The sequence below is a fragment of the Aeromonas sp. R5-4 genome, from assembly GCF_040908215.1.
Lineage (GTDB): Bacteria > Pseudomonadota > Gammaproteobacteria > Enterobacterales > Aeromonadaceae > Aeromonas > Aeromonas veronii.
This window is the reverse complement of record NZ_JBFODG010000034.1, coordinates 320,027-345,215: the sequence shown is the minus strand read 5'-3', so window position 1 is coordinate 345,215 and position 25,189 is coordinate 320,027. Positions and strand designations below refer to the sequence as shown.

The 25,189-nt window shown below is 58.8% G+C and carries 22 protein-coding genes and 1 riboswitch; of the genes, 17 read left to right on the top strand and 5 right to left on the bottom strand.

Translation table 11 applies throughout. The features are described 5' to 3' along the window. Positions 1-49: 49 nt before the first annotated feature. Positions 50-1,269 (bottom strand): IS3 family transposase gene (locus AB5Y83_RS20075; protein ID WP_279487891.1). Its coding sequence is split into 2 segments (ribosomal slippage): positions 50-921 and positions 921-1,269, totalling 1,221 coding nucleotides; the frame shifts between segments, so codons are not numbered across the junction. 228 nt (positions 1,270-1,497) lie between these two features. On the opposite strand from AB5Y83_RS20075, the gene AB5Y83_RS20070 reads away from it, so the two are divergent. From AB5Y83_RS20070 to AB5Y83_RS20035, 8 genes are all read left to right on the top strand, one after another. Continuing rightward, positions 1,498-1,983, top strand: a complete 486-nt coding sequence (locus tag AB5Y83_RS20070; protein ID WP_005333692.1) for a YqhA family protein — start codon at positions 1,498-1,500, stop codon at positions 1,981-1,983. Between the two features lie 128 nt (positions 1,984-2,111). Beyond that, a complete protein-coding gene (locus AB5Y83_RS20065) occupies positions 2,112-2,561 on the top strand; it encodes a hypothetical protein (protein ID WP_005352687.1) in 450 nt (149 codons plus the stop codon). 4 nt (positions 2,562-2,565) lie between these two features. Further along, on the top strand, positions 2,566-5,556 hold the full coding sequence (locus AB5Y83_RS20060; RefSeq protein WP_162516136.1) for a YncE family protein: 2,991 nt from the start codon (positions 2,566-2,568) through the stop codon (positions 5,554-5,556). After that, entirely contained in the window at positions 5,556-6,395 is an 840-nt protein-coding gene (locus tag AB5Y83_RS20055) for an FTR1 family protein (protein ID WP_042029904.1), read from the top strand. Before AB5Y83_RS20060 ends, AB5Y83_RS20055 begins: the two co-directional genes overlap by 1 nt. A gap of 102 nt (positions 6,396-6,497) precedes the next feature. Continuing rightward, positions 6,498-7,922 carry an NAD(P)/FAD-dependent oxidoreductase gene (locus AB5Y83_RS20050; protein ID WP_139731043.1) on the top strand — a complete coding sequence of 475 codons (1,425 nt, stop codon included), beginning with the start codon at positions 6,498-6,500 and terminating at the stop codon, positions 7,920-7,922. 48 nt (positions 7,923-7,970) lie between these two features. After that, positions 7,971-8,531 (top strand): hypothetical protein, encoded by a 561-nt coding sequence (locus AB5Y83_RS20045; RefSeq protein WP_368175837.1) that lies wholly within the window; start codon positions 7,971-7,973, stop codon positions 8,529-8,531. Positions 8,532-8,544: 13 nt separating this feature from the next. Beyond that, a complete protein-coding gene (locus AB5Y83_RS20040) occupies positions 8,545-9,915 on the top strand; it encodes a hypothetical protein (protein WP_368175836.1) in 1,371 nt (456 codons plus the stop codon). 70 nt (positions 9,916-9,985) lie between these two features. Further along, entirely contained in the window at positions 9,986-11,197 is a 1,212-nt protein-coding gene (locus AB5Y83_RS20035; RefSeq protein ID WP_236294031.1) for a Bcr/CflA family multidrug efflux MFS transporter, read from the top strand. A gap of 76 nt (positions 11,198-11,273) precedes the next feature. On the opposite strand, the gene nhaD is transcribed toward AB5Y83_RS20035, so the two are convergent. Both nhaD and AB5Y83_RS20025 read right to left on the bottom strand, forming a co-directional pair. Beyond that, complete coding sequence (gene nhaD, locus AB5Y83_RS20030; protein WP_058060016.1) at positions 11,274-12,698, bottom strand: sodium:proton antiporter NhaD; 1,425 nt, start codon at positions 12,696-12,698, stop codon at positions 11,274-11,276. 107 nt (positions 12,699-12,805) lie between these two features. After that, complete coding sequence (locus AB5Y83_RS20025; RefSeq protein ID WP_005333716.1) at positions 12,806-13,273, bottom strand: DUF4357 domain-containing protein; 468 nt, start codon at positions 13,271-13,273, stop codon at positions 12,806-12,808. Between the two features lie 197 nt (positions 13,274-13,470). On the opposite strand from AB5Y83_RS20025, the gene AB5Y83_RS20020 reads away from it, so the two are divergent. From AB5Y83_RS20020 to AB5Y83_RS20000, 5 genes are all read left to right on the top strand, one after another. Then, a complete protein-coding gene (locus AB5Y83_RS20020; protein ID WP_368175835.1) occupies positions 13,471-14,151 on the top strand; it encodes an ABC transporter ATP-binding protein in 681 nt (226 codons plus the stop codon). Between the two features lie 30 nt (positions 14,152-14,181). Further along, the gene (locus AB5Y83_RS20015) at positions 14,182-16,611 is read left to right on the top strand and encodes an FtsX-like permease family protein (RefSeq protein WP_368175834.1); all 2,430 of its coding nucleotides are present in this window, start codon (positions 14,182-14,184) and stop codon (positions 16,609-16,611) included. A gap of 185 nt (positions 16,612-16,796) precedes the next feature. Continuing rightward, a complete protein-coding gene (locus AB5Y83_RS20010) occupies positions 16,797-17,849 on the top strand; it encodes a lipocalin-like domain-containing protein (RefSeq protein ID WP_368175843.1) in 1,053 nt (350 codons plus the stop codon). A 511-nt stretch (positions 17,850-18,360) separates the two neighbouring features. Continuing rightward, positions 18,361-18,981, top strand: a complete 621-nt coding sequence (locus AB5Y83_RS20005; RefSeq protein ID WP_159158712.1) for a hypothetical protein — start codon at positions 18,361-18,363, stop codon at positions 18,979-18,981. Continuing rightward, a complete protein-coding gene (locus AB5Y83_RS20000; RefSeq protein WP_120414474.1) occupies positions 18,982-19,953 on the top strand; it encodes a Kiwa anti-phage protein KwaB-like domain-containing protein in 972 nt (323 codons plus the stop codon). A 176-nt stretch (positions 19,954-20,129) separates the two neighbouring features. Here the strand turns inward: AB5Y83_RS20000 and AB5Y83_RS19995 are convergent, their stop codons facing one another. Beyond that, on the bottom strand, positions 20,130-20,921 hold the full coding sequence (locus AB5Y83_RS19995; RefSeq protein ID WP_368175833.1) for an alpha/beta fold hydrolase: 792 nt from the start codon (positions 20,919-20,921) through the stop codon (positions 20,130-20,132). 118 nt (positions 20,922-21,039) lie between these two features. On the opposite strand from AB5Y83_RS19995, the gene AB5Y83_RS19990 reads away from it, so the two are divergent. Genes AB5Y83_RS19990 through AB5Y83_RS19980 form a run of 3 tightly spaced genes read left to right on the top strand, consistent with a single transcriptional unit; the run spans position 21,040 to position 22,301 of the window. Then, positions 21,040-21,423, top strand: coding sequence for an MmcQ/YjbR family DNA-binding protein (locus tag AB5Y83_RS19990; protein WP_019446158.1), 384 nt, complete (start codon positions 21,040-21,042; stop codon positions 21,421-21,423). Further along, a complete protein-coding gene (locus AB5Y83_RS19985; RefSeq protein ID WP_115520955.1) occupies positions 21,420-21,908 on the top strand; it encodes a GNAT family N-acetyltransferase in 489 nt (162 codons plus the stop codon). The genes AB5Y83_RS19990 and AB5Y83_RS19985 overlap by 4 nt, the downstream gene beginning before the upstream one ends. 57 nt (positions 21,909-21,965) lie before the next feature. Next, positions 21,966-22,301, top strand: coding sequence for a DUF3802 family protein (locus tag AB5Y83_RS19980; RefSeq protein ID WP_368175832.1), 336 nt, complete (start codon positions 21,966-21,968; stop codon positions 22,299-22,301). 261 nt (positions 22,302-22,562) lie between these two features. Here the strand turns inward: AB5Y83_RS19980 and msrA are convergent, their stop codons facing one another. Next, positions 22,563-23,195 (bottom strand): peptide-methionine (S)-S-oxide reductase MsrA, encoded by a 633-nt coding sequence (msrA, locus tag AB5Y83_RS19975; protein ID WP_201914474.1) that lies wholly within the window; start codon positions 23,193-23,195, stop codon positions 22,563-22,565. A gap of 268 nt (positions 23,196-23,463) precedes the next feature. On the opposite strand from msrA, the gene argA reads away from it, so the two are divergent. Next, the gene (argA, locus tag AB5Y83_RS19970) at positions 23,464-24,792 is read left to right on the top strand and encodes an amino-acid N-acetyltransferase (RefSeq protein WP_005345063.1); all 1,329 of its coding nucleotides are present in this window, start codon (positions 23,464-23,466) and stop codon (positions 24,790-24,792) included. Between the two features lie 107 nt (positions 24,793-24,899). Beyond that, positions 24,900-25,123: riboswitch (Lysine riboswitch) on the top strand. The last annotated feature ends 66 nt before the right edge of the window (positions 25,124-25,189 follow it).

Here is a 25,189-nt window from a genome sequence, read left to right as displayed (position 1 = left end):
TGTCTAGTCCTGAAATAGGTTTACACATTTTCAACTAGCATTTCTCTACTCAGAACCCCCTATGTACCGCATCGGGGGTTCTGTATTTCAACGCATGATGCGGCCGCTCCGCGTTGTAAATATCCACCGCTTCACGCACCATTTCCCGCGCTTGCGTTAAATCCTGCGGGCTTTGCAACAACAACTCTCCTTTCAAAATCCCGTTCACCCGCTCCGCCAACGCATTCTGGTAACAGTCATGTCCATCCGTCATCGAGCATTTCACCCCGTACCGTTCATGTAATGACTGATACAGCACCGAGCAATACTGCACGCCGCGGTCCGAGTGATGGATGAGTTCACCGCCGCCACGCCGTTGCTTCAGTGCTTTCTTGAACGCCATCGCCACCGACTCCGCGTGCATTCCTTCGTGCACGTGATGGCCCACTATCTTGCGTGAGTAGGCATCCGTCACCAGGCTCAGGTACAGCGGTCCGCTCCTGGCGGGCAGATAGGTGATATCTGCGACCCAGACCTGCTCCGGAGCCACCGGCGTAACCTGCTCTGGTCCCGCCTTGCGCAAGTTGGGATGACGGTAGAAACGGTGAAAACTGTGGGTGGTCTTGTGATACGCCCGCTTAGGCTGCACCAGCAAGCGGTGCTCGGCCAATATCTGAAACAGCCTGTCCCGCCCTACCTTGAGCCCGCCATCCTCCTGACCCTGCAGCAGATAATGCAGCTTGCGAGTGCCGACCCGAGGTTGTCGCAGTCGAACCTGACGCACAAAGCGCACCACCTGTAGCCCTTGTGCATGGCGCTCGTCGGCGACCCGATTGCGCTTGTAGTAAGCCTGCCGGCTTATCCCCGGAAACAGGCAAGCCCTGACAATGGTCAGCCTCTCGACTTGCCGCTGCGAGAGGACTTGCCGGGTCGCTTTTTTACGATGGAGACGCCGTAGTCATTCTTCAGTACATCGACGATGGCCTCAAAGAACTGGGCCTTCTGACTCATCAGCGCCAGCTGCTGCTCGAGTTCCTTGATGCGCTGTTCGGGCGTCTGGTTGTCGGGGTCAGGCATGGTGATGCTCCTGCAGGCGCGCACAGAAGCCCCCAGGCTCCAATCTTGCCGACCATGTTTACGCAACCATACCAGAACGGTGGAGCGGCCCTGAATGCCATAACGGACCTGAGCCTGTTTGTAGGTGAGCTCGCCTTTTTCAATCTGCTCGACCAGTGCCAGTTTAAAAGTCAGCGAGTAATCGCGCTGTGTCCGTTTCACACCTTGTCCCATCGGGTTCTCCATTTATTGGGGGGAAAGGTGTAAACCATATTCAGGACGGGACAAAAATCACAAATAAGACAGCGGGATGCGGTTTTATTTTTTATGATGGCTTTTTATTTTTTTATAGGCGCAAGCAGGGGGCGACCCGGCATAATCAGTCCCCACGGCCTTGCAACGCTGCGGGCTGCTCGCGCCATACTCACTCTATTTACCCCTGTTCCCAACATCGGAGTTCTCATGCGTCGATTCAATTTCATGCTCAATGGCAGCAGATTGATGATGTTCCCCTTCTACATTGGCATTCTAATCTGCGTGGTATTGCTGATGGTGAAGTTTGCCATGCAGCTCTATCAGCTTTCTGTAAACATTTTCGAGATCCCCTATCTGGACCTCATTACCGGCGTGCTGACCCTGGTGGACTTTATACTGGTGGCCCAGATGCTGATCCTGGTTGCTATCTGTGGCTATGTGCAATTTATCCAGACGGAAGAGCAGCGCGCCTCCCTTAGCAGCAACTGGCTTAGCAAGATCAACTTTGCCTCCCTCAAGCTCATCGTCATCAACTCGCTGGTGACCATCGCCGGAGTGGAGGTGCTCAAGGCGTTTCTCGAAGATGGCATCATCAACGAAGTCGATATGAAGTGGTCCGTGGTGGTGTTTCTCGCCTTCTCGCTGGCCGCGCTCATCTATGCGGTGACCGAGCGGATGGCGGAGCATAAATAGTCGAGTTCGATCACTGTGCTTGTTCAGCCTTGATTCACCAGCAATACAATTGATAACACTTTTCATTACTCTTACTGCGTTATAAACTTGCTCCCCCCGGGCTGCCCCGCCCGGGTGCTGGAGCCTTTATGACAAGCCTTTCTCTCTCACCCCGACAATTCTGGCAGTGGCTGGCCTACCACCATCAGGCTGCCGAGGGCACCCTCTATCTGATGTTCTTCTCCGGTCTGCTGCTGTGGGAACCGCTGACCCCGCTCTGGTCGCTGGCTCGCTGGAATCTGTTTTTCCATGTGATGCTCTCGCTCACCCTGTTCCCGCTGCTATTTGGCGCCTTCTGGCTCTCCCATCGCAGCTTGTTGAACCGCAGCAACAAACCATTTTTACGCACCACGGGGCGGATTATTGAAGCCCTGCTGCTGATCTGTCTGGCCAGCGGCCTGCTGCTGGTGCTGCACGGCACCCCGGGCGATGCCATGGGCAACCTCGCCAGCTGGGCCCACTGGCTGAGCGCGTTGGCGTTAACTCCTCTGGTGCTGCGCCACGCCTGGCGCTGGACCATCTTGAAATGGCGCTCCTGATCCCATGTTGAAGTCATCGTTCTCTGCATATTTGTCACCCCTGCTGGCCCTCGTCCTGCTGCTGGCCAGCCCCTTTGCGTTGGCCCAGCAGATGGGCGCCGGGATGATCGCCTATGAGGAGGGGCAAAGCCCGCGCCTCGTCACCGCCAACCTGAGCGCTGGCTCGGTCACCCTGCTTGAGCGCGATAGCGGCAAGCGCCTAAAAGAGGTGCCGCTGGGGGGCGATCTGCGCCAGCTGGCCCGCGCCGATGATGGCACCCTGCTGGTCACCGACTACAGCGGCGATCGCCTGCTGCTGCTGGATGATGATCTCGATCTGGAAAAGGCGATCCCCACCGGCCATAGACCATACGGCGTCATCTTCGATGCCAAGCGGCAGTGGTTCTGGATCACGCTGTTCGAATCCGCTCGCCTGCAGGCCTACGACACCACAGGCAACCTCAAGCTGGATGCAGAAACAGCCGAGACTCCCCGTGGACTGGCATTGACCGACAACGATCGCCTGCTGCTGACCCACGCCATGACAGGCCAGCTCGCCATCTATGATCTCGCCAAGCTTGGCCACGGCGCCAAGGGGGCTTCGCTTCCCAAGCCCAAGCTCATCACCCTGACCGAGACCCACAGCGACACGCCGAGCGACTCGCAGGGGTTGCCGCGCCTGCTCGACGGCATCGCCCTCTCCCCCGATGGCAGCGAAGCCTGGCTGCCCCATGTGTTGTGGAGTTTCGACCACCCCTTCCAGTTTCAGAGCACCGTCTTTCCGGCCGTCTCCATCATCGATCTCGATGAGGAGAAAGAGAGGGTCGATGAAAGAAAACAGCTCTTTTTGCAGATCAACCTGCCAAGCGTCGGCAACCGCAGCCAGATCGTCTCCAACCCGTTCGCTGCACGCTTCGCCACCGACGGCAAGCGGGTCTATCTGACCCTGGCGGGCTCGGAAGATCTGCTGGTGTTTGATCTCTCCCGCAGCGGTAAGTCCAACAACAACCGCCACCGCCGCAAGAAGTTTCAGGGGGGCGCCAAGGCGACCCAGCTCTTGCGTCACCTGCCGGGCCAGAATCCGCGGGATCTGCTGATCGACGGTGACCATATTCTGGTGCACAACGCCATGGGGCAGGATCTCACCCGCCTCAATAGCGGCGGCAGCGGCCCGTTTGCCCGAGTCACGGTCGATGTGCCCCACTTCGCCAAGCTGGTAGAGACAGATCCGCGCCCCAAGCCGCTTCAGCGCGGCGAGCGGCTATTCAACCTTGGTAACACCGCCGCAAATTCACGCTTCCCCATGGCGGGGGACAACTGGATGAGCTGCAGCTCCTGCCATCTGGACGGGTTCAATTTCACCAACCGCTATCTGATGGCAGCCCATCGCCAGAAGAGTGGCGACAATGCCATCAACGGCCACGCCAACCTCACCAACATGGTGGCGGGGGATTTTGTCGGCGAATACCTGCGCATGACCCAGCAGACCCAGGGCGGCATGGGCCATGACACCCGTGATGGCGCCGAGCCGGTTGACCCCGCAAGGCCCCAACCGGAAGTGAAAGCGATGATGGAAGATCTGCACGCCTTCGTCACCGCCGATGGCAACCTCCCCTATCTGGCCAACTGGCTGCGGCTCGATGCCCCGCGCACGGATCCAGCCAAGGCGCCGACCACTCACCCGAAAGAATGGCTCAACTCCGCCTCCTGCCAGAACTGCCACCAACAGGCCTTCAAAGATTGGAGCGAGAGCAACCACCGGCTGATGGGCAACTCCCACCCCTACTACAAGGTGGTGCAGGCGTTGGCCCGCGAAACCGAAGGGGAAGCGTTCGGTCAGTGGTGTCAGGGCTGCCACATGCCCCAGCAGGTGATGACAGGCCAGCTGGATCTGCCCAAGGGCTCCCACATGTTCGAGCAGGGGGGCGCCTCGCTGATTGCCGCTCACAAAGCGGGCGAACCTGTGGTGGAGGAAGGGACCGGCTGCGTGCTCTGTCATCGCATCTCCAAAGTGGAAGATGCGGGCGGCAACAGCGCCTTTACCGTGAATTTGAAAGACCGCGAGAGCTATGTGTTCGAGGATGCCCCGGGCGGCAGCCTCCAGCACTGGCTGGCCGAGCGACAGATCAACGCCCGTCCGGCGGCCCACAAAGCCTCCTATCAGAAGGATTTCTACCGCGACGCGGCTCTGTGCAAGTCGTGCCACAACGAGTTTGCCCCGGGCACCGGCGCCAATATCGTCAACACCTGGGACGAGTGGGAAAAATCCAGCTTCGCCAAGGCCGAGGATCCCGCCAAACGGCGCACCTGCATCGACTGCCATATGAACCCGGAGCCGGGCAATGGCGGCGCACCGGTGGCGGGCCAGTCCACCGAAAACGGCACCATGAAGGCGCGGCTCTATCGCCACAACTTTACCGGCGCCCAGCACCAGCTGGTGGGGCTGCGCAACCCTGAACTCGAACAGGAGAGTCTGGCGCTCTTGCGCTCCAGCGCGACCCTCTCCGCCCGTATTGAACAGGCTGCCGATAGTCAGCAACTGGTGGTGCGGGTCGCCAATACCGGCGCGGGCCATGCCCTGCCCACCGGAGTGGCCGATTTTCGTGAACTCTGGCTGGAGCTGACCGTCACCGACGCCACCGGCAAGGTGGTGCTTGCCAGCGGCCAGCCGGTGGATGGCGCTGTCCCTGAAGATGCGCGACTGTTCAGAAAAGTATTCGGCGATGCCGAGGGCAAGCCGGTGGGGCTCAAGTTCTGGCGCTACGCCAAGCTCTTGGAAGATACCCGCATTCCGGCCGATGGCTGGCGGGATGAAGCCTGGCCGCTACCCGCAGATGCCCAAGGGCCCTTCAAAGCCGATATCAAACTCAATTTCCGCACCTACCCCAAGTGGGTCAATGATGCGGTGCGCGCCGCCGAGCCGAGCTTGCCGGAGCCACCCATAGTGCAGCTAAATCGGTTGCAACTTGCCTTGCAGCCTCTCCCCATCACGCCCGCTACGGAGCCTCAATCCTGATGTTTGCAAGTTTTCTCATTACCCTGCGCGAGGGGCTGGAAGCCTTCCTGCTGGTCGGCATCTGCCTCTCCTACCTCGCCAAGCTGGGGGCGAGCCGCTACAACAAGTTCATCTATCTGGGGGTGGGGCTCGGCCTTATCGCCTCCCTTGTCGTTGCCTTCCTGTTCCAGGTGGTGGTGAGCCAGTTCGAGAGCGAGCGTTACAACCATCTCTTGATGGCGGGGATCCTCATCTTCGCCACCTTGGTGCTCACCTATATGGCGATCTGGATGCAGAAGCAGGCCAAATCCCAGGTGGGGGCCATGACGGCGCGCATCGATGCGGCCATCGATGGCGGCAACCTGTTTGGTCTGGTGCTGCTTGCCTTTCTGGCGGTGATGCGCGAAGGGTTTGAAACCGTGCTCTTCTTCTCCGCCCTGCTCTACTCCGGGCAAGGGGTGGATCTGCAATCCGGCCTGATGGGCGCGCTGGCGGGGCTGCTGGTCTCCATCGCGCTGGTGTGGGGGCTGCTGCGCTCCACCCGCAAGGTGGCGCTGGCGCCTTTCTTCCGCTGGACTGGGCTGCTGATCATCATCATCGCCGCAGGCTTGCTCTCGTCTGCCGTCAACATGTTGCAGGCGGCAGATATCATCACCTTCTGGACCACGCCGGTGTTCGACATCAGCCACATTCTCGACGATCAGGGGGTATTTGGTACCTTCCTGCGCGCTCTGTTTGGCTACAATGCCTCACCCGCTGGCTTGCAGCTGCTGACCTGGGCCCTCTATCTGGCGATCTTCGTTACCCTCTGGCAGCGCAGCTATCGCCCGCAGGTAAGTGCCGCGACTGGCAAGGGCTGAGCCAACACGCCCTGTGGCAACAAGGCCACGGGGTAACAACACCATTCGGGAGCCGCGCCTTGGCGCGGTTCCCTTATCTATCAAGCAGTTTCGGAATAGGTCATGAGCGATAACAACAAGAAGCACATTGCAGTGCTGGGCGCTGGCCCCGCCGGTTTGATGGCCGCCTGGCGCCTGCGCCGCGCCGGTTTTGCAGTCACCCTGTTCGAACAGGAGCCGGTGGTCGGCGGCATGTGCGCCACCCAGACCTTCAAGGGGCGCGACGGGGAGTATCGCTTCGACTACGGCGGGCACCGCTTTATCACCAAGAACCCCGAGCTGCTCGCCTTTATCGACGAGCTGATGGGGGATGACCTGCTCCACGCCGAGCGCAAGAGCGTGATCCGCTTTGGCGGGCGCACCTATGACTACCCCCTGAACCTGCCCAACCTGCTCAAGACGGCGCCACTGGCCCTGATGGCCGGGGCGGTAAAAGACTTGCTGCTGTTGCCTTTTGCCAAGAAGCCCACCGATTTTGCCAAGGCGAGCTTTGCCGAGTGGATCCAGAGTCACTTTGGCCGCACCCTCTACCGCCAGTTCTTCGAGGGCTACACCGGTAAACTGTGGGGCATCAACCCGGATAAGCTCTCCGCCGACTGGGCCGGGCAGCGCATCAGCCTGATCGACCTCAAAGACGTGGCGCGCCGCCTGCTGCCAAGACGCAACGGCAGTATCTCGGTGCGCACCTATGCCCGCAAATACCGCTATCCCAAATATGGCTTCGGCCAGATCTTCACCACGCTGGGGGAGCGGCTGGTGGCAGAGGGCGTTGAGCTGAAGACCGGCGCCACCATCACCCGCCTTGAGCAGGCCGATGGCCGCATCGAGCGGGTGTATTGGAAACAAGATGACATTGAGCAGAGCGAGCGCTTTGATCAGGTGATCTCCACCCTGCCGCTGCCGCTCACCTGCCAGCATCTGGGTTTGCCGTGCGATCTGCATTACCGGTCGCTTCGCTTCGTCAATATGCCGCTCAAGCAGGAGAACCTGTCGGACAACACCTGGCAGTACCTTTCCGATCCACATATTCTGGCCACCCGCCTGCAGGAGCCGCGCCGCCGCAGCCCCTTTATGGCGCCCCAGGGCCAGACCTCGGTGATGCTGGAGATCCCCTGCAATCCGGGGGATGCCACCTGGCAGGCGCCGCTGTCCGATCTGCGCGGCCGGGTTACCGCCGATCTCGCGAGCCTCGGCGTCGATACCGCCAAGCTTGGCGATGAGACCTTCGAAGCCCGCAGCGAATACGCCTATCCGCTGATGGATCTCGGCTATCAGGCGCGCCGCAACGAAGCCATCAAGGCGCTGATGCCCATCACCAACCTCATCATGACCGGCCGTCAGGGGACATTCCGCTACATCTTCACCGACACCGCGATGGAGATGGGGATGATGGCCGCTGACATGGTGATCGACGGGGTGGACAGACGCCATGCCATCTTTAACCATCGCAACGAAAATACCGTGATTGAAACCCAGAGCGTGGCCTGATGGCCGCGCCATTGGCATAACCTCTTGGCATTAAGTAAGGAGAACAGGATGACCATCCGCCCGGGTTTACTCGCCCTCACCCTGCTGCTGACCCTGAGCGGGCAGGCACAGGCTTACTCCTACGCCGCCGCCGGCAAGGAGCCGCTGATCGACGCCCGCGAAACGCTGCTGGGCGCAGCCACTGACGGCAAGGATGCCAGCGCCACCTTGAGCGAAATTGCTGAGGAGCTGACCTATCTGGAACAGCACCATAAGGTGGAGCTGCAAGCGCCACTGGCCGCCGCCATCAAGGCCCAAGATGCCGCAGCCACCGCCGCCCTGCTCAACCGCGCCTACAAGGCGGAGATCGAGCGCCGCCTCGAAGGGGCCAGCCAGAACCTTGGCGACTACCAGACCGCCAAGGTGCTGGTGGTCAAGAGCAAGCGCTTCCTCGATTTGATCCTCCCCTCCCTTAGCGAGGGGGATCGCAAGGCGGCCGAACTGGCGCTGGCCAAGGTGCTGGATGCCATCGGCAACCCGGGGGTATTCGGGGTGGGCGCCAAGCCCGCCGATGCCGCCGCCTTTAGCGATGCAGAAAAAGCGCTGATGGCCGTGCTGGCACCGCTTTGATGGCCTCTCATCGATGATGACAGCCCCCCTCATCCCCAACCCTTCTCCCGCAAGGGGAGAAGGGGGGCGTCTTCACGGCCGATTACGCTTCGCTAATCGACCCTACTTACTGCTCCTGTTACTGATCCTGCTGCAACTGGCCTGGCTTGGCTGGCTGCTGGCCTTCCCGGTGGCGCTCGATTCCGACGATGCCCTCAATTTCGCCCACGGGGTGACGCGCTTTAGCGTGCTGGAGTTCTCCCCCCACTTTCCGGGCTACCCCGCCTTTATCTGGCTGGCACGGCTGATCAATCTGGCGGTGGACGATCCGGCCCGCGCGGTGCAGTGGGCAAGTCTGCTCGGGAGCAGTTTGCTGGCGCCGCTCACCGCCTTGTTGGCGGTGAGATTGTGGCAACGGCCAAGCCTGCTCGCCCCAGTCTGGCTGCTGGTGCTGGCCCTGCCGCTCACCCCGACGCTCGCCCTCTCCGGCCTTTCGGATGGGCCAGCGCTCGCCGCCTGGCTGGGCGCGCTCTTGGCTTTGCAACAGCGCAAGATAGCGCTGGCGGGTCTGTTACTGGGCCTTATGCTGGCCCTGCGCCCCTCCTATTTTGTGCTGGCCCTGCTGCCGCTTTGGCTCGGGCTGGCGCAGAAGGAAACGCGCATCAGGTTTGTGCTCCCGATTGTTCTGGTGGGGCTATCCTGCCTGCTGTTTGTCTGGCAAGCCGATGGCTGGGCCTATTTCAGCGAAGGGCGCCGCTTTACCGACGGCCACTTTACCCTGTGGGGCAACACGGCAGCGGCCCACAGCGATCGACTGCTGAGCTGGGCGCGCACCTTCAGCGATCAGCTCACTCCGCTCTGGCCCTTGGCTGTTGGGACGCTGCTGGTACTGCCGCTTTGGCAAAGATCAAAAAACCACCCTGCCGCCCTCTCTCCACTCTGGACGCTCTACTGGCTCGCCCTGCTGCTCTGGACCCTGTTTGGCCAGAACCCTGACAATCCCCGCCATCTGGCCCCCGTCACCCTGCTCGGTATCGTGCTGCTGGTGGGTTGGCTGCCGCGCAGTGGCGAGTGGGTGGTCGCGGTGGCCGGATTGCTGCTGCTCGGCGCGATCTTCACCCTGCCCCGTCCGCCCGCCATGGTGCAGGCGGCAAAACTGGCAGAAAAAGCGTGCCCGGCACTGGTGACCCAGTGGGGCGTGCGGCTGCTGCGGGAGACCACGGCCTTGGCCGTCACCGATGGCTGGTACAAGGGGGATGCGGCGCTGGCGCTCTCTCAGGGAGCCTGCCGTCTCAGTCGCCGCCCCATCGCCGCGAACGAAATGCCCACCGCGGTGCGCCAGCACTGGTTTGCCCCACGCTTTGCCGCCGAGCCCGGACTCTGGCTCGCCATACCGGATCCATAGCCGCGACAAAACTGATAGACTGCTTTTTTCGCGCTTTTCAACCCGACGTTTCGCATCAACTGGACACCCTATGCCCCAATCGCCCACTGCTCAGGCTGCCGCCCTCTCCCCCCGTTTTCTGTTTATCCTGCTGGGTGCCCTGGCGGGTCTGACCCCGCTGGCGGTGGATATGTATCTGCCCGCTATTCCGGCCATCGCCCGGGATCTGGCCACCAGCATCGACGGCGCCCAGCTCACCATCAGCGCCTTTTTGGGCGGCTTTGCCATCGGCCAGCTCTTCTACGGCCCGCTGGCCGACAGCTATGGCCGCAAGCCGGTGATCCTGGCGGGGCTGGTGATGTTTGCCATCGCCTCGGTGGGCTGCGCCATGGCGGACTCCCTGCCCGAATTGCTGGCCTATAGGATGTTGCAGGCAGCGGGCGGTGCGGCGGGCTCTGTGGTGGTCAATGCCCTGCTGCGAGACCTGTTCGAGAAGGATGCGTTTTCTCGCGCCATGTCGTTCGTCATTCTGGTGATGACGCTGGCGCCGCTGGTGGCCCCTGTGGTGGGCGGCTATATCAGTGCCCACGCCGACTGGCGGGTGATCTTCTGGCTGCTGGTGGGGATCAGTCTGCTGATCTGTCTGGTGATGCAGTGGAAAATTCAGGAAACCCTGAAACCGGAGCACCGCCAACCTCTTAATCTGGGCCAGATCCTCAAGAACTACTGGGGGGTGCTCTCCCATCGCGGCGCCATGGGTTATGTGCTGTGCGGCTCCCTGTCCAGCTCCGGCATGTTCGCCTTCTTAAGCGGCTCCCCTTACGTCTATATCGAGTACTTCAAGGTGCCGACCGAGCACTACGGCTGGCTGTTTGGCCTCAATATCCTGCTGATGATGGTGGTCACCTTCATCAACAGCCGACTGGTGAAAGGGGTGGGCGCCGAGCGGATGCTGCAATACGGTCTGCTGGTGCTGCCCTGCGCGGGCGCCCTGCTGGTCTACAACGCCTGGAGCCAGACCGGCGGTCTGTGGGGCATCGTCATTCCGGTGGTACTGTTTGTCGGCCATATCAGTCTGGTGGGCGCCAACGCCATGACCGGCCTGATGGGCCACTTCCCCCAATCTGCGGGTACCGCCTCGGCACTGGCGGGCACCCTGCGCTTTGGCATCGGCGCCCTGGTCGGCATTCTGGTCAACCTCAATCCGCCCCACTCGCCACTGCCCATGGCCATCGCCATCGCCTGCTGCGGCGTGGGTTCCACCCTGAGTTACTGGCTGCTAACCGGCAAGCGAGGCGATTGATCCCCCTCCCCCCTGTCAGGAAAACGAAAGAGGCTTCCGTCAACGGAAGCCTCTTTTCGTACTGGCGCCAAGACGTTCAGAACTGGGCACTGTTGAGCCAGAGGTGCGCCCCTATGCTCACAAGATAACCGAGCAAGATAGCCGGCAGCCACTTCAGGTGGCCAAAGAAGGTATACATGCCGTGGGCCTGTCCCATCAGGGCCACCCCGGCCGCAGAGCCGATGGAGAGCAGGCTGCCGCCCACTCCAGCGGTCAGGGTCACCAGCAGCCACTGCCCCAGCGCCATATCCGGGTTCATCGACAGCACGGCAAACATCACGGGAATGTTGTCGATGACGGAGGACAAGACCCCGATGAAGATATTGGCCATGGTGGGATCCCCAGCGTCATACAACCAGTGTGAGACCAGCTCCAGATACCCCATAAAGCCCAGCCCACCGACACACATCACCACCCCGTAGAAGAAGAGCAGGGTATCCCACTCCGCCTTGGCCACCTTGTTGAACACGTCAAATGGCACCACAGAACCCAGACTGCGCAACCGCACCTCATCACCATTGCGTTCGTAGAGCGCACGCTTGCGGGCAAGGGACCGCGGCAGCGACTTGCGCAAATAAAACCCGAAAAACTGCAGATAACCGAGCCCCAGCATCATGCCCAGTACGGGTGGCAGGTGGAGGAAACTGTGGCATAGCACCGCCGTGATGATGGTCAGCAAGAACAGCGCGACGATGCGACGGGCCCCCCGCTTGAGATCGACCACCTCGTTATCAGCCTCCGGCACATGACGCGGCACCATCAGGCTCATCAGGATGGCTGGCACCAGAAAATTGAGCAGAGAGGGAATAAGCAGGGTGAAGAACTGGCCAAATTGCACCTTGCCCGCCTGCCACACCATCAGGGTGGTGATATCGCCAAAGGGACTGAACGCCCCTCCGGCGTTGGCTGCGATCACTATGTTGATGCAGGCAAGATTGACAAAACGCCGATCACCGTTGGCCACTTTCAACACCACAGCGCACATCAAGAGCGCTGTGGTCAGGTTATCTGCCACCGGCGAAATACAAAAAGCAAGCCCGCCGGTCAACCAGAACAGGGTGCGCAAGTGAAAGCCGGATCGCACCAGCCAGGCGCGCAGGGCATCGAACAGCCGCCGATCCTCCATGGCGTTGATATAGGTCATCGCTACCAGCAGGAACAGCATCAGCTCGGCATATTCCAACAGGGTATGGCGAAATGCCTGCTCGGCGACAGGGCTCATCCCCTGCTGTGCATAGGCGATACCGATCAGGATCCAGATCACCCCGGCGGCCACTAGCACGGGTTTGGACTTGCGCAGTTGCAGATACTCTTCAGCCATCACCAGGGCGTAGGCCAACACAAACAATCCGACACAAAAAAGTCCGATTGAAGAGGATGTCAACAGAACAGGGCCACTACTGGCATGGGCGGGAGGGATAAACAGGGACAGCAGCAAAATAACAGGGGTGAGCGCAGACATGGTCTCTTCCTTTTAGAACCGTCTGGCAATGATGCTAGCACCTGGATGAAAAGAAAAATTCATCCAGGTCAATTAACGCTTAATTGGTTTGCTGTCGAAACGCGGGATTATTTCTTGCCGAAACCCGACTGCTTGAGGGTATAGCCTGCGCTGTTTTGCCAGGCATCCAGACCGCTGCGGTTATTGCCCGCCACCAGACTGGCGGCCAGACTCGGGCTGTTGAACAGCTGATCGGCGGTAAAGACAAAGCCACCCTGACTGCGGGGCACTATGACCCCCTTCTCCAGCAGCTCGTGACGCAGCTCGATCACCGCTTCACGCAAAGAGGCGGCATCCTCGCCATTGGCGGTGGAACCGGCCAGCACCATAAAGCCCGGATTTTGCCGCTTGCCCACCGGATAACCGTGGGCCTCGGCCCCCTTGCCGTTGAAGTGGTAGAGCTCGCGCTCCCCCGGCCGATTGTCGGAGAGTGCCTTTTGCAGGGTCATCAGCTCGTTGTAGATCTCGATGGGGACGACGGCAGCCTGCTTGTTGCCCTTGCTATCGATGATAAAACTGACTTGCTTGTGTAACATCCTTGCTCATCCTGTGACCCATGGAAGCCCCTATTCTAACCACCTCGGGCAAGCGGGATCCAGCGAGGATCCACTGCTCTTTTGCCGCCTTGATCACTAACTTGCACTCTTGATCAACCGTAAGGGGTGTTGATCAATGCTGGCCGTGCTAGCGTACCAAGCATGATGAAAGCCATTGACCATCAAACGGTTATCCCATGCTGACCCTGCGCAACCTCTGCAAGAGCTTCGATAACGGCAGTGAGCGACTGCCGCTGTTCCACCATCTCGATCTCGCCCTCCCCGCTGGCGAGATCACCCTGCTGCTGGGCCAAAGCGGCTGTGGCAAGTCCACCCTGCTCAATCTGATCGCCGGGCTGATTGCACCGGACGAGGGGGAGATCTGGCTTGGGGAGACCCGGATCGACACCCGATCCCCCGACGAGCGGGCGCGCCTGCGGGGCCACCATTTCGGTATCGTCTATCAGGATTTCAACCTGCTGCCGACCCTCAACGTGGCCGAGAATCTGGCCCTGCCGCTCGCCATCAACGCTCTGCCACCGGATGAGACAAGGATTGACCAGTTGCTGCACCGACTCGATATGAGCCATAAGCGCCATGCCTGGCCGGAGCAGCTCTCCGGCGGTCAGCGACAGCGGGTGGCTCTGGCCCGCGCCCTTATCCATCAGCCCCAGTGGCTGCTCGCCGACGAGCCCACCGGCAGCCTCGATGAGCACAATGCCGAGCAGGTGATGGCGTTAATGATCGCGGCGGTGCGGGACACTGGCGCAGGCTTGCTGCTGGTGAGCCACAACCCCGCCTATGCCGAGCTGGCCGACAGGGTGCTGCGCCTCGAAGGGGGCCAACTTATCGAGCTCAAGGGGCCCCGTCATGACTAAACAGCGACTGCGCCTGCCGGAGTCACGCTGATGCTGCCACTCAAAGCGCTGCTGCGCCTCTATCGCAGCCACCCCTGGTTGCTGCTGATGAGTCTGGCCGGGCTGGTATTGGGGGTGTCGCTGGTGGTGGCCATCGAGCTGCTCAATCACAGTGCCCGCACCAACTTTGTCGCCGCCCGCAGTCAGCTGGCAGGGGAAGCCAACTACCGGCTGGCCCCCGCTGGCGGGCTGGATGAACAGCTTTATGTGCAACTGGTGACCAGCCAGCCCGCCCTCGATACCATGCCCCAGCTCCATGGCTGGCTCAAGGATGAAGAGGGGCGCAGCTTTCAACTGCTGGGAATGGATCTCTTCAACCCCGGCCCCCTGCGCCAGCTGTTTGGCGCCCGGCCTGATAGCGACCCCGCCTTCTCCTTAAACCGTGCCGACAGCGTCTGGCTGGCGGCCCCCGAGGCAGATCGACTTGGCTGGCAAGCGGGCCAGAGCCGACGCTTTGTATTGGGCGGCAGCGATGGCGCCAGCGCACGCCCCCTGCCCCTGACGCTGGCGGGCACCTTCGAGCCGGGCGCCGTGCCCATGGAGCGACTGCTGATAACCGATATTGGCCTCGCCCAACCGCTGCTGGGCAAAGCGGGTCGGCTCGATCGCATCGTCTTCAAGCTAAGCGAATCAGAAGCTCGCACACTGCAGACCTCCCTGCAAACCGATTACCCTAACCAGCCCTTGTGGCTTGAGCCCATCAGTCCGGCGCTCGATGCCAGCCAGCTTGGCGATGCGCTGGCCCTTAACCTGACGGCGCTGTCATTGCTCGCCATGGCGGTGGGATTGTTTCTGGTGTTCAACGCCCAACGATTTGTGCAGAGCGTGCGCCGCCCCCAGCTGGCCCAGTTGATCATTCTGGGCATGGGGCCGAGCCGGGTACTGCGTTGGCTCATTCTGGAGCTCGTTATTCTCGCCACGGTGGGCACCCTGCTCGGGGTGCTGCTCGGCAGCCTGTTGGCGCTGGCGCTGATGGGGCAGCTCACCCAGGCGCTGGCCGATCTCTATGGGCCCAACCCCATCGATCTGTTGCGCCTCTCCCCCGTGAGCCTGCTCAAGGCACTGTTGATCGGGCTGCTCGGCACACTGGCCGCCAACCTGCCCGGCTGGTGGCAACTGCTGCGCCAATCCCCCCTCGAACTGCGAGCGGGAAGCAGCCGTCCCCCCGCTCACCCGTGGCGACGGCGCGTGCTGGCCATCGCCATCTTGCTGCTGTGCGCTCTGTGCCTGTGGTTGCCGCAAACGGGTCTGAGTGGCGCCCTCTTTATCGCCGGAGGCTGGCTGCTGGCCATGGCGCTCTGGCTGCCCGATGCCCTGCGCGGCCTGCTTGGCTGGCTGCGACGGCGCGCGGGCGGCCCCCTCACAGCCCGGCTCGGGGTGGCCGAGACCCTCTATCACCTCGATCGCACCGCCATCGCGGTGATGGCGTTGCAGCTCGCCATCGCGGCGGCTATCGGCATCGGGGTCATGGTGTCGAGTTTTCGCTCCAGCGTGGAGATCTGGCTCGGCCAGCGTCTGGCCGCCGACCTCTATGTCACCGCCCCCAAGGGAGTGGCGGGCAACAAGGGCACCTTGAACGAAGCCACCCTCGAGACCCTGCTCGCCAATCCGCTGGTGAGCGCCGCCTCGCGCCGCTCGGTGCATCCGGCCCGCTGGCAGGGGCAGCCCATCGAGTGGGCGCAGATGGACTTTATCCCCCAGCTTAAAGCGGCCTATCCGCTGCTGGCCGGACGCTGGCCGACCCGCCCCGACGAAGTGCTGGCGAGCGAACCGCTGACGGTGCGCCTCGGGGTCAAGGTGGGCCAGACATTGGCGATCAGCGGCGAGCAGGGGCCAAGGCAGCTCACCGTCACCGGCGTCTATCAAGACTACAGCAGCGACAAGGGACAGATCCTGCACGCCTTCGAGGCGGGGACGGTGCAATCCCTCGCCCTCTTTAGCAACGACCCCGAACAGCTGGCCGACCGTCTGCGCGAGCGCTTTGGCGAGCAGCTCAATCTGCTCTCCGCCCCCGCCATCCACAGCGCGGCGCTCAAGGTGTTTGACCAGACCTTTGTGGTGACCGAGCTATTGAAACTGCTGATCCTCGGCATCGCTTTTGTCGGGATTGGCTCGGCTTTTATGGTGCTGGGGCTGGCGCGCCGTGGCGAGCTGCAGACCTTGCAAAGTCTGGGCTTGAGCCCCCGCCACTGCCGCCAGCTGCTGGTGTGGCAAGGGGCGGGATTGGGGCTGCTCACCGCCCTGCTGGCCCTGCCGGTGGGGTATGGCCTCGCCTGGGTGCTGATCGAGGTGGTCAATCCCCGCGCCTTTGGCTGGCGCCTCGCCTTCGAAGCCGACCCCCTCCATGCGGTCACCGCCCTGTTGCTGGCACCGGTCTGTGGCGCATTGGCCTCCTGGTATGCAGCAAGGAGAGTGGTATGAAATATCGGTTAGCGCACTGGCTCAGCCATGGCTTGAAGCTCCCATCGACCACTTCCCTCTCTCCGCCCCTTCTTCAACGCAAAGAAGAGCACAGTGCGGCATTGAACCATCCCCTCTCCCTTCGGGAGAGGGCCTGGGTGAGGGGGATCTTGTCCTCCTTACGGCCCCTGTGGCTCGCCACCCTCTTGCTCCCGCTGATTGCCATGATTGGCAGCGCGCAGGCCAGCGATCTGGGCGCCCTGCTCAGCGGTGGCAGCGACAGCTTTAAAAAGGTGCTGCCGGGGCAAACCATCCAATTGCCGGAGGATCACGCGGCCCACCCCGATTACCGCTCAGAGTGGTGGTATCTCACCGGCAACCTCAAGGATGAGCAGGGGCGCGAATATGGCATGCAGTGGACCCTGTTTCGCCAAGGGATTGAGCAAGATCTTCGCACCAGCAACCCCTGGCTCACCCCCCAGCTCTGGCTGGCCCAGTTTGCCATCACGGATCTCGAGCGTGGCAGCCACCAGCAAGATGAACGGGCCAGTCGGCAGGGGCCGGGACTGGCGGGGGCCAACGGCGGCCAATATTGGCTCAGGGAGTGGCGGCTTGCCTCGCAAGGGGCATCGCTCTTCCCCGCCACCCTCAAGGTGCAGAGCAAGATTGGCGAGCTGAACCTGACCGTCACTGCCGCCAAGCCGCTGGTGCTGCAAGGCAAGGCCGGTTACAGCGAGAAGAGCCCGGGCAACGCCTCCTTTTACTACTCCTACCCGCGCCTCACTCTTCGCGGCACCCTGACTCGTGATGGCGAAACCCGCACCGTCACCGGACAAGGCTGGTTTGATCACGAGTGGAGCAGCTCGGTATTGGCCGAGTGGCAATCGGGCTGGGACTGGTTTTCGCTGCAATTGGCCGATGGCCGCGAGCTGATGCTGTTTCGCCTGCGCACCAAATCGGGCCGCGCTAATCCCGAAAACCAGCCAGAAAACCGCTACGGTATTTTGATTGAGCGGGACGGCAGCAGCAGGGTGCTCGCCCCCGACGCGATTCGCCTTACGCCGGGCAACACCTGGCGCGGCCCCAAGGGGCAGAATTACCCCGTTGAGTGGCAGCTAAACGCCGCCGGAATGAGCCTCACCATCAAAGCCCGTCAGCCCAATCAGGCCATGACAGGTCGCTTTGACTACTGGGAGGGAGCGGTAACGGTGGAGGGAGATGCCAAGGGGGTCGGCTATCTGGAGATGACCGGCTACTGAACACCCTCGACAAACGTGGCCGGTCTGCTCGATGACCTAAAAACAAATCGCCCTTATAACAGGGCATAACCGTGATATTGCCCAGCCATTTCTGTCACTTGGCGCCAGTCGCCAAGGATGCCTTATCTGTTTATTTATCAAACACCCTCACCCACCCAACCCGCAGCCAACTTGGCTCAAGTCTGATCCTTGTCAAAAAAAACCTCAAAATTCGAGCGGTAACTAACTTTTTACTCACTTAAATTGGTCGCTGTTTGATAGGATTCTCATCCGACACTTATAGCCCAATGGACCACCGAGAAGTGGTAATGACTTACCTTGCTTCAATCTGGTTGGAACAGTGCGCTGGAGATATAGTCCTGTGTAACTGAAAGTGAGAACTCCGGTCAGTATGTCTACTGTCTCTATAGTTAAAACTTTAACTCGCAGTACGATCTGAACTTTATAAATTCTGACGATGACTAAGACATTTACAATAATATTATACTAGGTGAGTTGAGGGGGGGGAGTAATGAATCGTAAGAGCAAAACTAGACTATTATCCTCAATCGCCATTTTTATTAGCGGTTACACACCATTATTTTTAATTATGATCATAAAAGATGTAAAGGATATTTTATGGTTTGATCTCAACACTAACGCACCATTTTTTAATTCTATAAAATTAACGGTGCCATATTGGCTTGAGTTTAAAAATGTAGAAATAGTTTATTCATTACTGCTTTTGTCAATATTAAGCCTGACATTGCTATGTTACATACTTAAAAACATAACTAACAAACCTTATAGCATATATGTAATAACAGCGAGAAGTCGTTCTAGTGAAGTAGTTAATTATACAATTCCATACATGATTTCATTTGTTGCTTTTGAGCTTAGTGAATGGCAAGACATATTTTCATTATGCCTATTTTTATCAGTCTTGTGTTTATTATCCATTCGTAGTCAAAGTGTATTCATCAATCCTATTTTAGCTGCGCTTGGTTATGGCTTATATGATTGTAAATACAATGAATCTGGGAATGAAAAAGAATGCATCATGTTATCTAAACATGACTTATTATCTGGAAATAATGAAAGATACGTCAAACTCAATAACTATATGGGAATAATCTCTAATAAAGGTGTTTAAATGCAAGATAAGTTGCTAATTCTAGATAACATTAAAACTATAGATTTCAATGCCTTTGATGTTCGTTTGTGGGTAATCAAAAAAAGCACAAACGCAGGCCAGCATTCTTACCGGGCTCTGAGCGCATCAATTGATGGCTTAGATGCAGACTTAATAGCAACATTGCGCAAGTTTTTCTTTGGTGTGGAACAACAAGTAGAGCCAATTAGAGAGTTGTCAGCTTACTCCGCACTTACAGTAGATACAGATGAAGATCGAGCTCTAGTACATACTGTTGATGCTACAGATTTTGCAGCAATTATTGATAAAATTAATCTTGGTGCAGATAATGAACCAGTAACAGATATCAAAGAATTTCACAATGCATGGGCATTAGTTGTTGAGTTCAAATTCAATGAGCACTGTTTTTATGCATTCTCTAAAGTTAAAGGTGGCTGGAACCTCAAGAGAGTATCGACCATATCTAGCTGGACGTTTTCAGATGGCGACTTTAAAAAAATAGATGTATGCAATACTTTTTCATTTAGAAATTATTTTGATTTTATTGCGTACGGTGAAAATGTTTTTATTCGAGACAAAGCCAATTATGAGTTAGGCCTTAATATTAGAGAAGGCCTTGAGGCAAAGCGTGATGTTTTAGTAGATGCTCTTGCTGAACACGGGATAATCACTTCAGTTGACGATTTAAAAATTGCAATAGGTAATAATAAGACTTTGTTAAGACGTTTGGTCTCAGCAGAAGAAACTCGTTACTTCGAAGATCAACAGTTTATTGAAGATATGAAAGCAATAATAGTTGAGCATCAATGGGAAATAAATGTAGATAACGATGGTAAGTTTGTCATCGATGAAAATAACATTGATTTATTTTTAAAGTTAATAAATGACAAAAGATTCATATCTTTAATCAAAAAGCAAATGGTTGATGCTGATAGAGTTGAAATTGTACAGCCTGCGAATAACGCAGACTAACATCTTAATAATATGATCAGAAAGGGACTATGGATACATTATTCTAGTCCCTATATACCTATACCCAGTTATATCAGGAACACTTAGCTACTTATTTAGCATCTAATAGAGGGCAATAATCAATTGATATATCCAATCTAACACAAACAGATCCTTAATAACGGATAGGAAACAGATTATTTCCCCCCGCCCCCCAGCGATTGAATAAATGTCAGGGTGCGGCGATTAAACTGCTCCGGCTGCTCCACATTGCAGACATGGCCGCACTGTTCAATGACCGCCAGCGAGGAGCTGGCATCGCGGGCCACCTGTTCGCGCACCGGTGCCAGAAACATATGATCCTCCTCCCCCATCACATAGAGGGTGGGAATGGGCAGGGAGCGTTCGCGGAAGTAACGCATCAGCGGGTTGACCTCGGTGGCAAGGCGGAACCAGCGTTTGAACTCTTTCTGGCAGAGCTTGCGGGCTTCGCGCACAAAGAGGTTGCGCGACTCCTGATGGTGCTGGCGCGGCATGATGATGAAGGCAAACAGCCGATAGAGCCACATATAGGGCAGGAAGTGCTGGCCGAGTCGGCCCAGCTGTACCAGCACCCGCGAGCGGATATCGAGCCGCAGAATGGCGCCCCCCAGTACCATGCTTTTCACCCGCTCCGGGCAGAGTTCGGCCAGATGACGAATCAGGATGGTGCCAAGGGAGATGCCGACAAAGTGGGCGCGGCGGATATCGAGATGATCAAGCAGCCGAACGATATCTTCGGTCACTTCCCGAAAGCTGTAGTGGCCCTTGACCACCTGTTGCAGTTGGTGGGACTGGCCATGGCCGCGCAAATCCAGCAGCAGCACGTTGAAGTGCTCGCGATAGGCGCGCAGCTGCTTGAACCAGATGGAGGAGCTGCCACCAGCGCCGTGGACAAACACCACCCAATCCCGCTCGGGACCCAGTTCGAAAGTCTTGTGATACAACATCCAATAGGCTCCCTTGGTGATGGGGGGTATACTCGGCTGCGCGCATATTAACAGAACAGGCCCGCCGATAGATATGCGCCTGACATGACCCAGATCACCCCTTGCGCGAGAACTTTCCATGGATTTGACCCGTTTGCGCCACTTTCTGCTGACCCTGCCGGGCGCCACCGAAGATACCCCGTTTGGCCCGGAGATCCTGGTCTACCGCATCGCGGGCAAGATGTTCGCGCTGGTGGATTGGCAGGCCGAGCCGCTTACCATCAACCTCAAATGCGAGCCAGAACTGGCGTTGCTGCTGCGCGAGATCCACCCCGAGGTCAAACCGGGCTGGCATATGAACAAGCAACACTGGAACACAGTGACCCTGAACAGCACCTTGCCAGATGATCTGTGGCAGGGCTGGGTGCACCACTCCTATGAGCGGGTTGTCGCAGGTCTGCCCAAAGCCAAACGGCCACAGGCGCCGCGCCCCCTCCCCCCCACTGACGGCCCAACCTTATGACGCCAGCACTTAGTCCAGCACTTTGTATTGTCCCCCTTGGTGAGGCACATATCCCCGCTCTCGTGACCCTGTTTGAGCAGGCGGTGCGACGCAGCGGCCCCGAGCACTACAGCGCCGAACAGGTGGAGCAGTGGGCCCTCGGTTCACAACATCCGGGCTTTGTCAGCCAGCTGCGCGAGCACCACGGCTGGGTGGCGGAGCAGGCAAATGTGCCCCTCGGGTTTGTCACCCTGAGCCCCGATGGCCACCTCAGTCTGCTCTATGTCAGCGCCGACCATCAGCGCCAGGGATTGGGCAATCTGCTGCTCACCACGGCGCTCGCGGGGGCCCGAGGGCTCGGCCTGACCCTCATCACCACCGAGGCCAGCGCCTTCAGTTATGAGCTATTTTTACGACATGGCTTTACGTTGACCGGGCTGGAGTGCGTGGAGCGGGGCGGAGTCAGTTTTACTCGCCATCGCCTGCACTGCTGCTTGCCAAGCTAGGGCAAGCCACTAAAATACGCTTAATTTTCGTATTGTTACTGTATTGAGGCAGCAACCATGGTGGTAGAAAGTGAAGGCTATATCTCGCTGATCGAGTATCTGGTGGAGAGTTTGGGATTGTTTGAATCCCAGCAGCAGAACGATGGTGAAGAGACCATCGAAGATCTGGTCAGTGGTCGTGTTGCCAGCAACCTGATGGCCATTTGCGAGCAAAACCCCCAGCTCGCTCCCAAGGTGCGTTTCGCCATCATGCAGGAGGCCGACGCCGTGGTCGCCGATCTGGAAGAGGTGCTCTCCGCCGTCTGGCTGCGCGCCCCGACCCCGGAACAGAAAACCTTCCTCATCGAGTTTATCGATCTCATCAAGAACCTGTTCGACAGCGCCATCGGCTGATCTGCCGTCCGGCTCTCCCGCCCAACGCAAGATTTCAAAGCAGCAGATAAGGAAAAGGGCCGCCTTGGTGGGCAGCCCTGCTTGCTATCATTTTCAACCCGCCAGTGCGTTCATTCATCAGGCGGTTATCAAGGCAAGAAATGTGTCTGGACTTTGCATCCGATCCCTGGACGCTACCTAGTTAGTCCCGACTGGTCGCAATAAGTTCCCTCCTCCGACCATTTATTTTCACTTTTATTAAGAAATCGACTACAAACCTGTTCAGCGGTTCAGGCTGGGCGGCAAACAGACTCCAATGCCACCCAATCCGCAGTAACCATCCGGGTTTTTCTCCAGATATTGCTGATGATAATCCTCGGCGTAGTAGAAGGGCGCCAGCGGCAGAATGCGGGTGGTAATGGCCCGGCTGTCGCCGCTTGCCGCCATCGCCTGCTGGTAGGCCGCCATGCTCTGCTGGGCAATGATCTGCTGACTCTCGTCGCCATAGAAGATCACCGAGCGATACTGGGTGCCAATGTCCCCGCCCTGACGCATCCCCTGCGCCGGATCGTGCTGCTCCCAGAACAGTCTGAGCAGATCGCCGTAGCTGATCACCGCAGGATCAAACACCACCTGCACCGTCTCGGCATGGCCGGTCAAGCCGCTGCACACCTCTTTGTAGGTGGGATTCTGGGTCACGCCGCCCTGATAACCGGCCGCGGTGGAGTAGATGCCCGGCTGCTGCCAGAACAGGCGCTCCACGCCCCAGAAACAGCCCATGCCAAACCAGGCGATCTCCATGTTCTCAGGCCAGGGACCCTGGGTCGGGTTGCCATTCACCGCATGCTGCTGACCAATCACCATCGCTTCGCGTCGTCCCGGCAGGGCATCTGCCGGTGAAATAATCTGTTCCATGAATTCTGTCCTTGTATAAAACCCTGTGAAATCACACAGCTGACGAAAAGGAGCATCGAAGATAGCAGTTTATCGCGCCGGATCAACCGGCGGGCCCCTCCCCGCTCGCCCCAACGGCCATCTGCGCTTCCTGCCACCTGTTCCCAATCCGCAAGGCCAACCCGCCCCTCGTAGACCAGAAACGGTCAAAATCAATATTTAGTCTTGATTTGTGAATTAATTTTCATATATTGAGCCAATCGCTGTTTTTTTATGGAAGAAATATCAAGTGCGTGAACGTGAGCCCAGTCTGGTCAATGCCTTCCGGCAATCCACCCCCTATGTCAATGTGCATCGGGGGGCCACCTTTGTGCTGATGATGGGGGGAGAAGCCATCTGCCACCCCAACTTCGCCAATATCGTCAGCGATATCGCCCTGCTGCAGACACTGGGCATACGCCTGGTGCTGGTGTTTGGTTCACGTCCGCAAAACGATGAAGCGCTGGCCCGCGCCGGTATCGAGGCCCAGTATCACAAGCGGATCCGGGTCACCGATGACGAGAGTTTTACCATCATCAAACAGGTGTGTGGCGGCCTGCAATACGACATCACCGCCCAGCTCTCCATGGGGCTCGCGAACACACCAATGCAGGGAGCTCGGATCAGCGTGGTGAGCGGCAACTTCGTCACCGCCCAGCCGCTGGGGGTGGATGATGGCATCGACTTTTGCCACAGCGGCCGGGTGCGCCGCATCGACGTGGAGGGGATCACCCGCCAGCTCGATCAGAAGAGTCTGGTGCTCATCTCCCCCATCGGCTGCTCGGTCACCGGCGAGAGCTTTAACCTGAGCTCCGAAGAGGTGGCCCGCCGGGTGGCGGTCGATCTCAAGGCGGACAAGCTTATCTGCTTCAGCAGCACCCAGGGGGTGATGGACAGACGCGGCGAAGCCATCTCCGAGCTCTTCCCCGAGCAGGCCGAAGAGCTGCTGGTTGAGCTGGAGCAGGCGGGCGAAGAGATGTCCGGTACCGCCCGCTACTTGCGCGCAGCCATTGCCTCTTGCCGTGGCGGCGTGCCCCGCTCCCATCTGGTGAGCTATCAGGATGATGGCGCCATGTTGCAGGAGCTGTTCAGTCGTGACGGCCTCGGCACCCAGATCGTGCGGGAAAGTGCCGAGCAGGCCCGCGCCGCCACCATCGAGGATATCGGCGGCATTCTGGATCTCATTCGCCCGCTGGAGGAGGAAGGTATTCTGGTGCGCCGCTCCCGCGAGCAGCTGGAGATGGAGATCGACAAGTTCACCATCATCGAGCGCGATGGCCTCATCATCGGCTGCGCGGCCCTCTACTGCTTTATGGAAGAGGCGATGGCGGAGATGGCCTGCGTCGCCATCCACCCCGACTATCGCAACTCCAACCGGGGAGATCAGCTGGTGGCCAAGGTGGCCGAGCGGGCCAAGCGGCTTGGCATTCGCCGCCTGTTCGTGCTCACCACCCGCTCCATCCACTGGTTCCGGGAGCGGGGCTTCGATCCGCTGGAAGTGGAAGATCTGCCGGTGGCGCGCCAGCGTCTCTACAACTGGCAGCGCCGTTCCAAGGTTTTGTCAAAGACCATTGCCTAAGTCATTGATCCTGCGTTGAGTTAGCTGACAATTTGAACTTTTTCACAAACTCGATTGACAGTGCAATCCAACGCAGGGTATTTCTAAATGCACTCCACCGCCCTGGTGGAGCCAGAAGAGGAGCGCTGCCCAGGCAGCCCAAGGGAGGACGCCAGCGTCCGGTGAACTTGGGTCAGGGGGAGCAGCGCCGAGACGAGTGAGGAGACTGGTAACCTCAACGTCGGCTGCGGGGGCTGAATCCCCCGGGTTGTCATCGGTAGTGATCATCCCCCACCGCGCCCTGTCAGGGGCGGTACGGGATGGGCTCTGCAGGTGGAGTGCTTCTGGCCGGGATAGCTTCGTTCATTCCTGCCATTTTCAGCCTCCTCCTCTCTTTTTTGCCCGATGGAACCGGAAT

Excerpts from the sequence above, each read along its gene's own strand:
- AB5Y83_RS20070 (WP_005333692.1), top strand. The coding sequence starts at position 1,498 with ATGCGTCGATTCAATTTCATGCTCAATGGCAGCAGATTGATGATGTTC.
- AB5Y83_RS20065 (WP_005352687.1), top strand. The coding sequence starts at position 2,112 with ATGACAAGCCTTTCTCTCTCACCCCGACAATTCTGGCAGTGGCTGGCC.
- AB5Y83_RS20060 (WP_162516136.1), top strand. The coding sequence starts at position 2,566 with ATGTTGAAGTCATCGTTCTCTGCATATTTGTCACCCCTGCTGGCCCTC.
- AB5Y83_RS20055 (WP_042029904.1), top strand. The coding sequence starts at position 5,556 with ATGTTTGCAAGTTTTCTCATTACCCTGCGCGAGGGGCTGGAAGCCTTC.
- AB5Y83_RS20050 (WP_139731043.1), top strand. The coding sequence starts at position 6,498 with ATGAGCGATAACAACAAGAAGCACATTGCAGTGCTGGGCGCTGGCCCC.
- AB5Y83_RS20045 (WP_368175837.1), top strand. The coding sequence starts at position 7,971 with ATGACCATCCGCCCGGGTTTACTCGCCCTCACCCTGCTGCTGACCCTG.
- AB5Y83_RS20040 (WP_368175836.1), top strand. The coding sequence starts at position 8,545 with ATGATGACAGCCCCCCTCATCCCCAACCCTTCTCCCGCAAGGGGAGAA.
- AB5Y83_RS20035 (WP_236294031.1), top strand. The coding sequence starts at position 9,986 with ATGCCCCAATCGCCCACTGCTCAGGCTGCCGCCCTCTCCCCCCGTTTT.
- nhaD (WP_058060016.1), bottom strand. The coding sequence starts at position 12,698 with ATGTCTGCGCTCACCCCTGTTATTTTGCTGCTGTCCCTGTTTATCCCT.
- AB5Y83_RS20025 (WP_005333716.1), bottom strand. The coding sequence starts at position 13,273 with ATGTTACACAAGCAAGTCAGTTTTATCATCGATAGCAAGGGCAACAAG.
- AB5Y83_RS20020 (WP_368175835.1), top strand. The coding sequence starts at position 13,471 with ATGCTGACCCTGCGCAACCTCTGCAAGAGCTTCGATAACGGCAGTGAG.
- AB5Y83_RS20015 (WP_368175834.1), top strand. The coding sequence starts at position 14,182 with ATGCTGCCACTCAAAGCGCTGCTGCGCCTCTATCGCAGCCACCCCTGG.
- AB5Y83_RS20005 (WP_159158712.1), top strand. The coding sequence starts at position 18,361 with ATGAATCGTAAGAGCAAAACTAGACTATTATCCTCAATCGCCATTTTT.
- AB5Y83_RS20000 (WP_120414474.1), top strand. The coding sequence starts at position 18,982 with ATGCAAGATAAGTTGCTAATTCTAGATAACATTAAAACTATAGATTTC.
- AB5Y83_RS19995 (WP_368175833.1), bottom strand. The coding sequence starts at position 20,921 with ATGTTGTATCACAAGACTTTCGAACTGGGTCCCGAGCGGGATTGGGTG.
- AB5Y83_RS19990 (WP_019446158.1), top strand. The coding sequence starts at position 21,040 with ATGGATTTGACCCGTTTGCGCCACTTTCTGCTGACCCTGCCGGGCGCC.
- AB5Y83_RS19985 (WP_115520955.1), top strand. The coding sequence starts at position 21,420 with ATGACGCCAGCACTTAGTCCAGCACTTTGTATTGTCCCCCTTGGTGAG.
- AB5Y83_RS19980 (WP_368175832.1), top strand. The coding sequence starts at position 21,966 with ATGGTGGTAGAAAGTGAAGGCTATATCTCGCTGATCGAGTATCTGGTG.
- msrA (WP_201914474.1), bottom strand. The coding sequence starts at position 23,195 with ATGGAACAGATTATTTCACCGGCAGATGCCCTGCCGGGACGACGCGAA.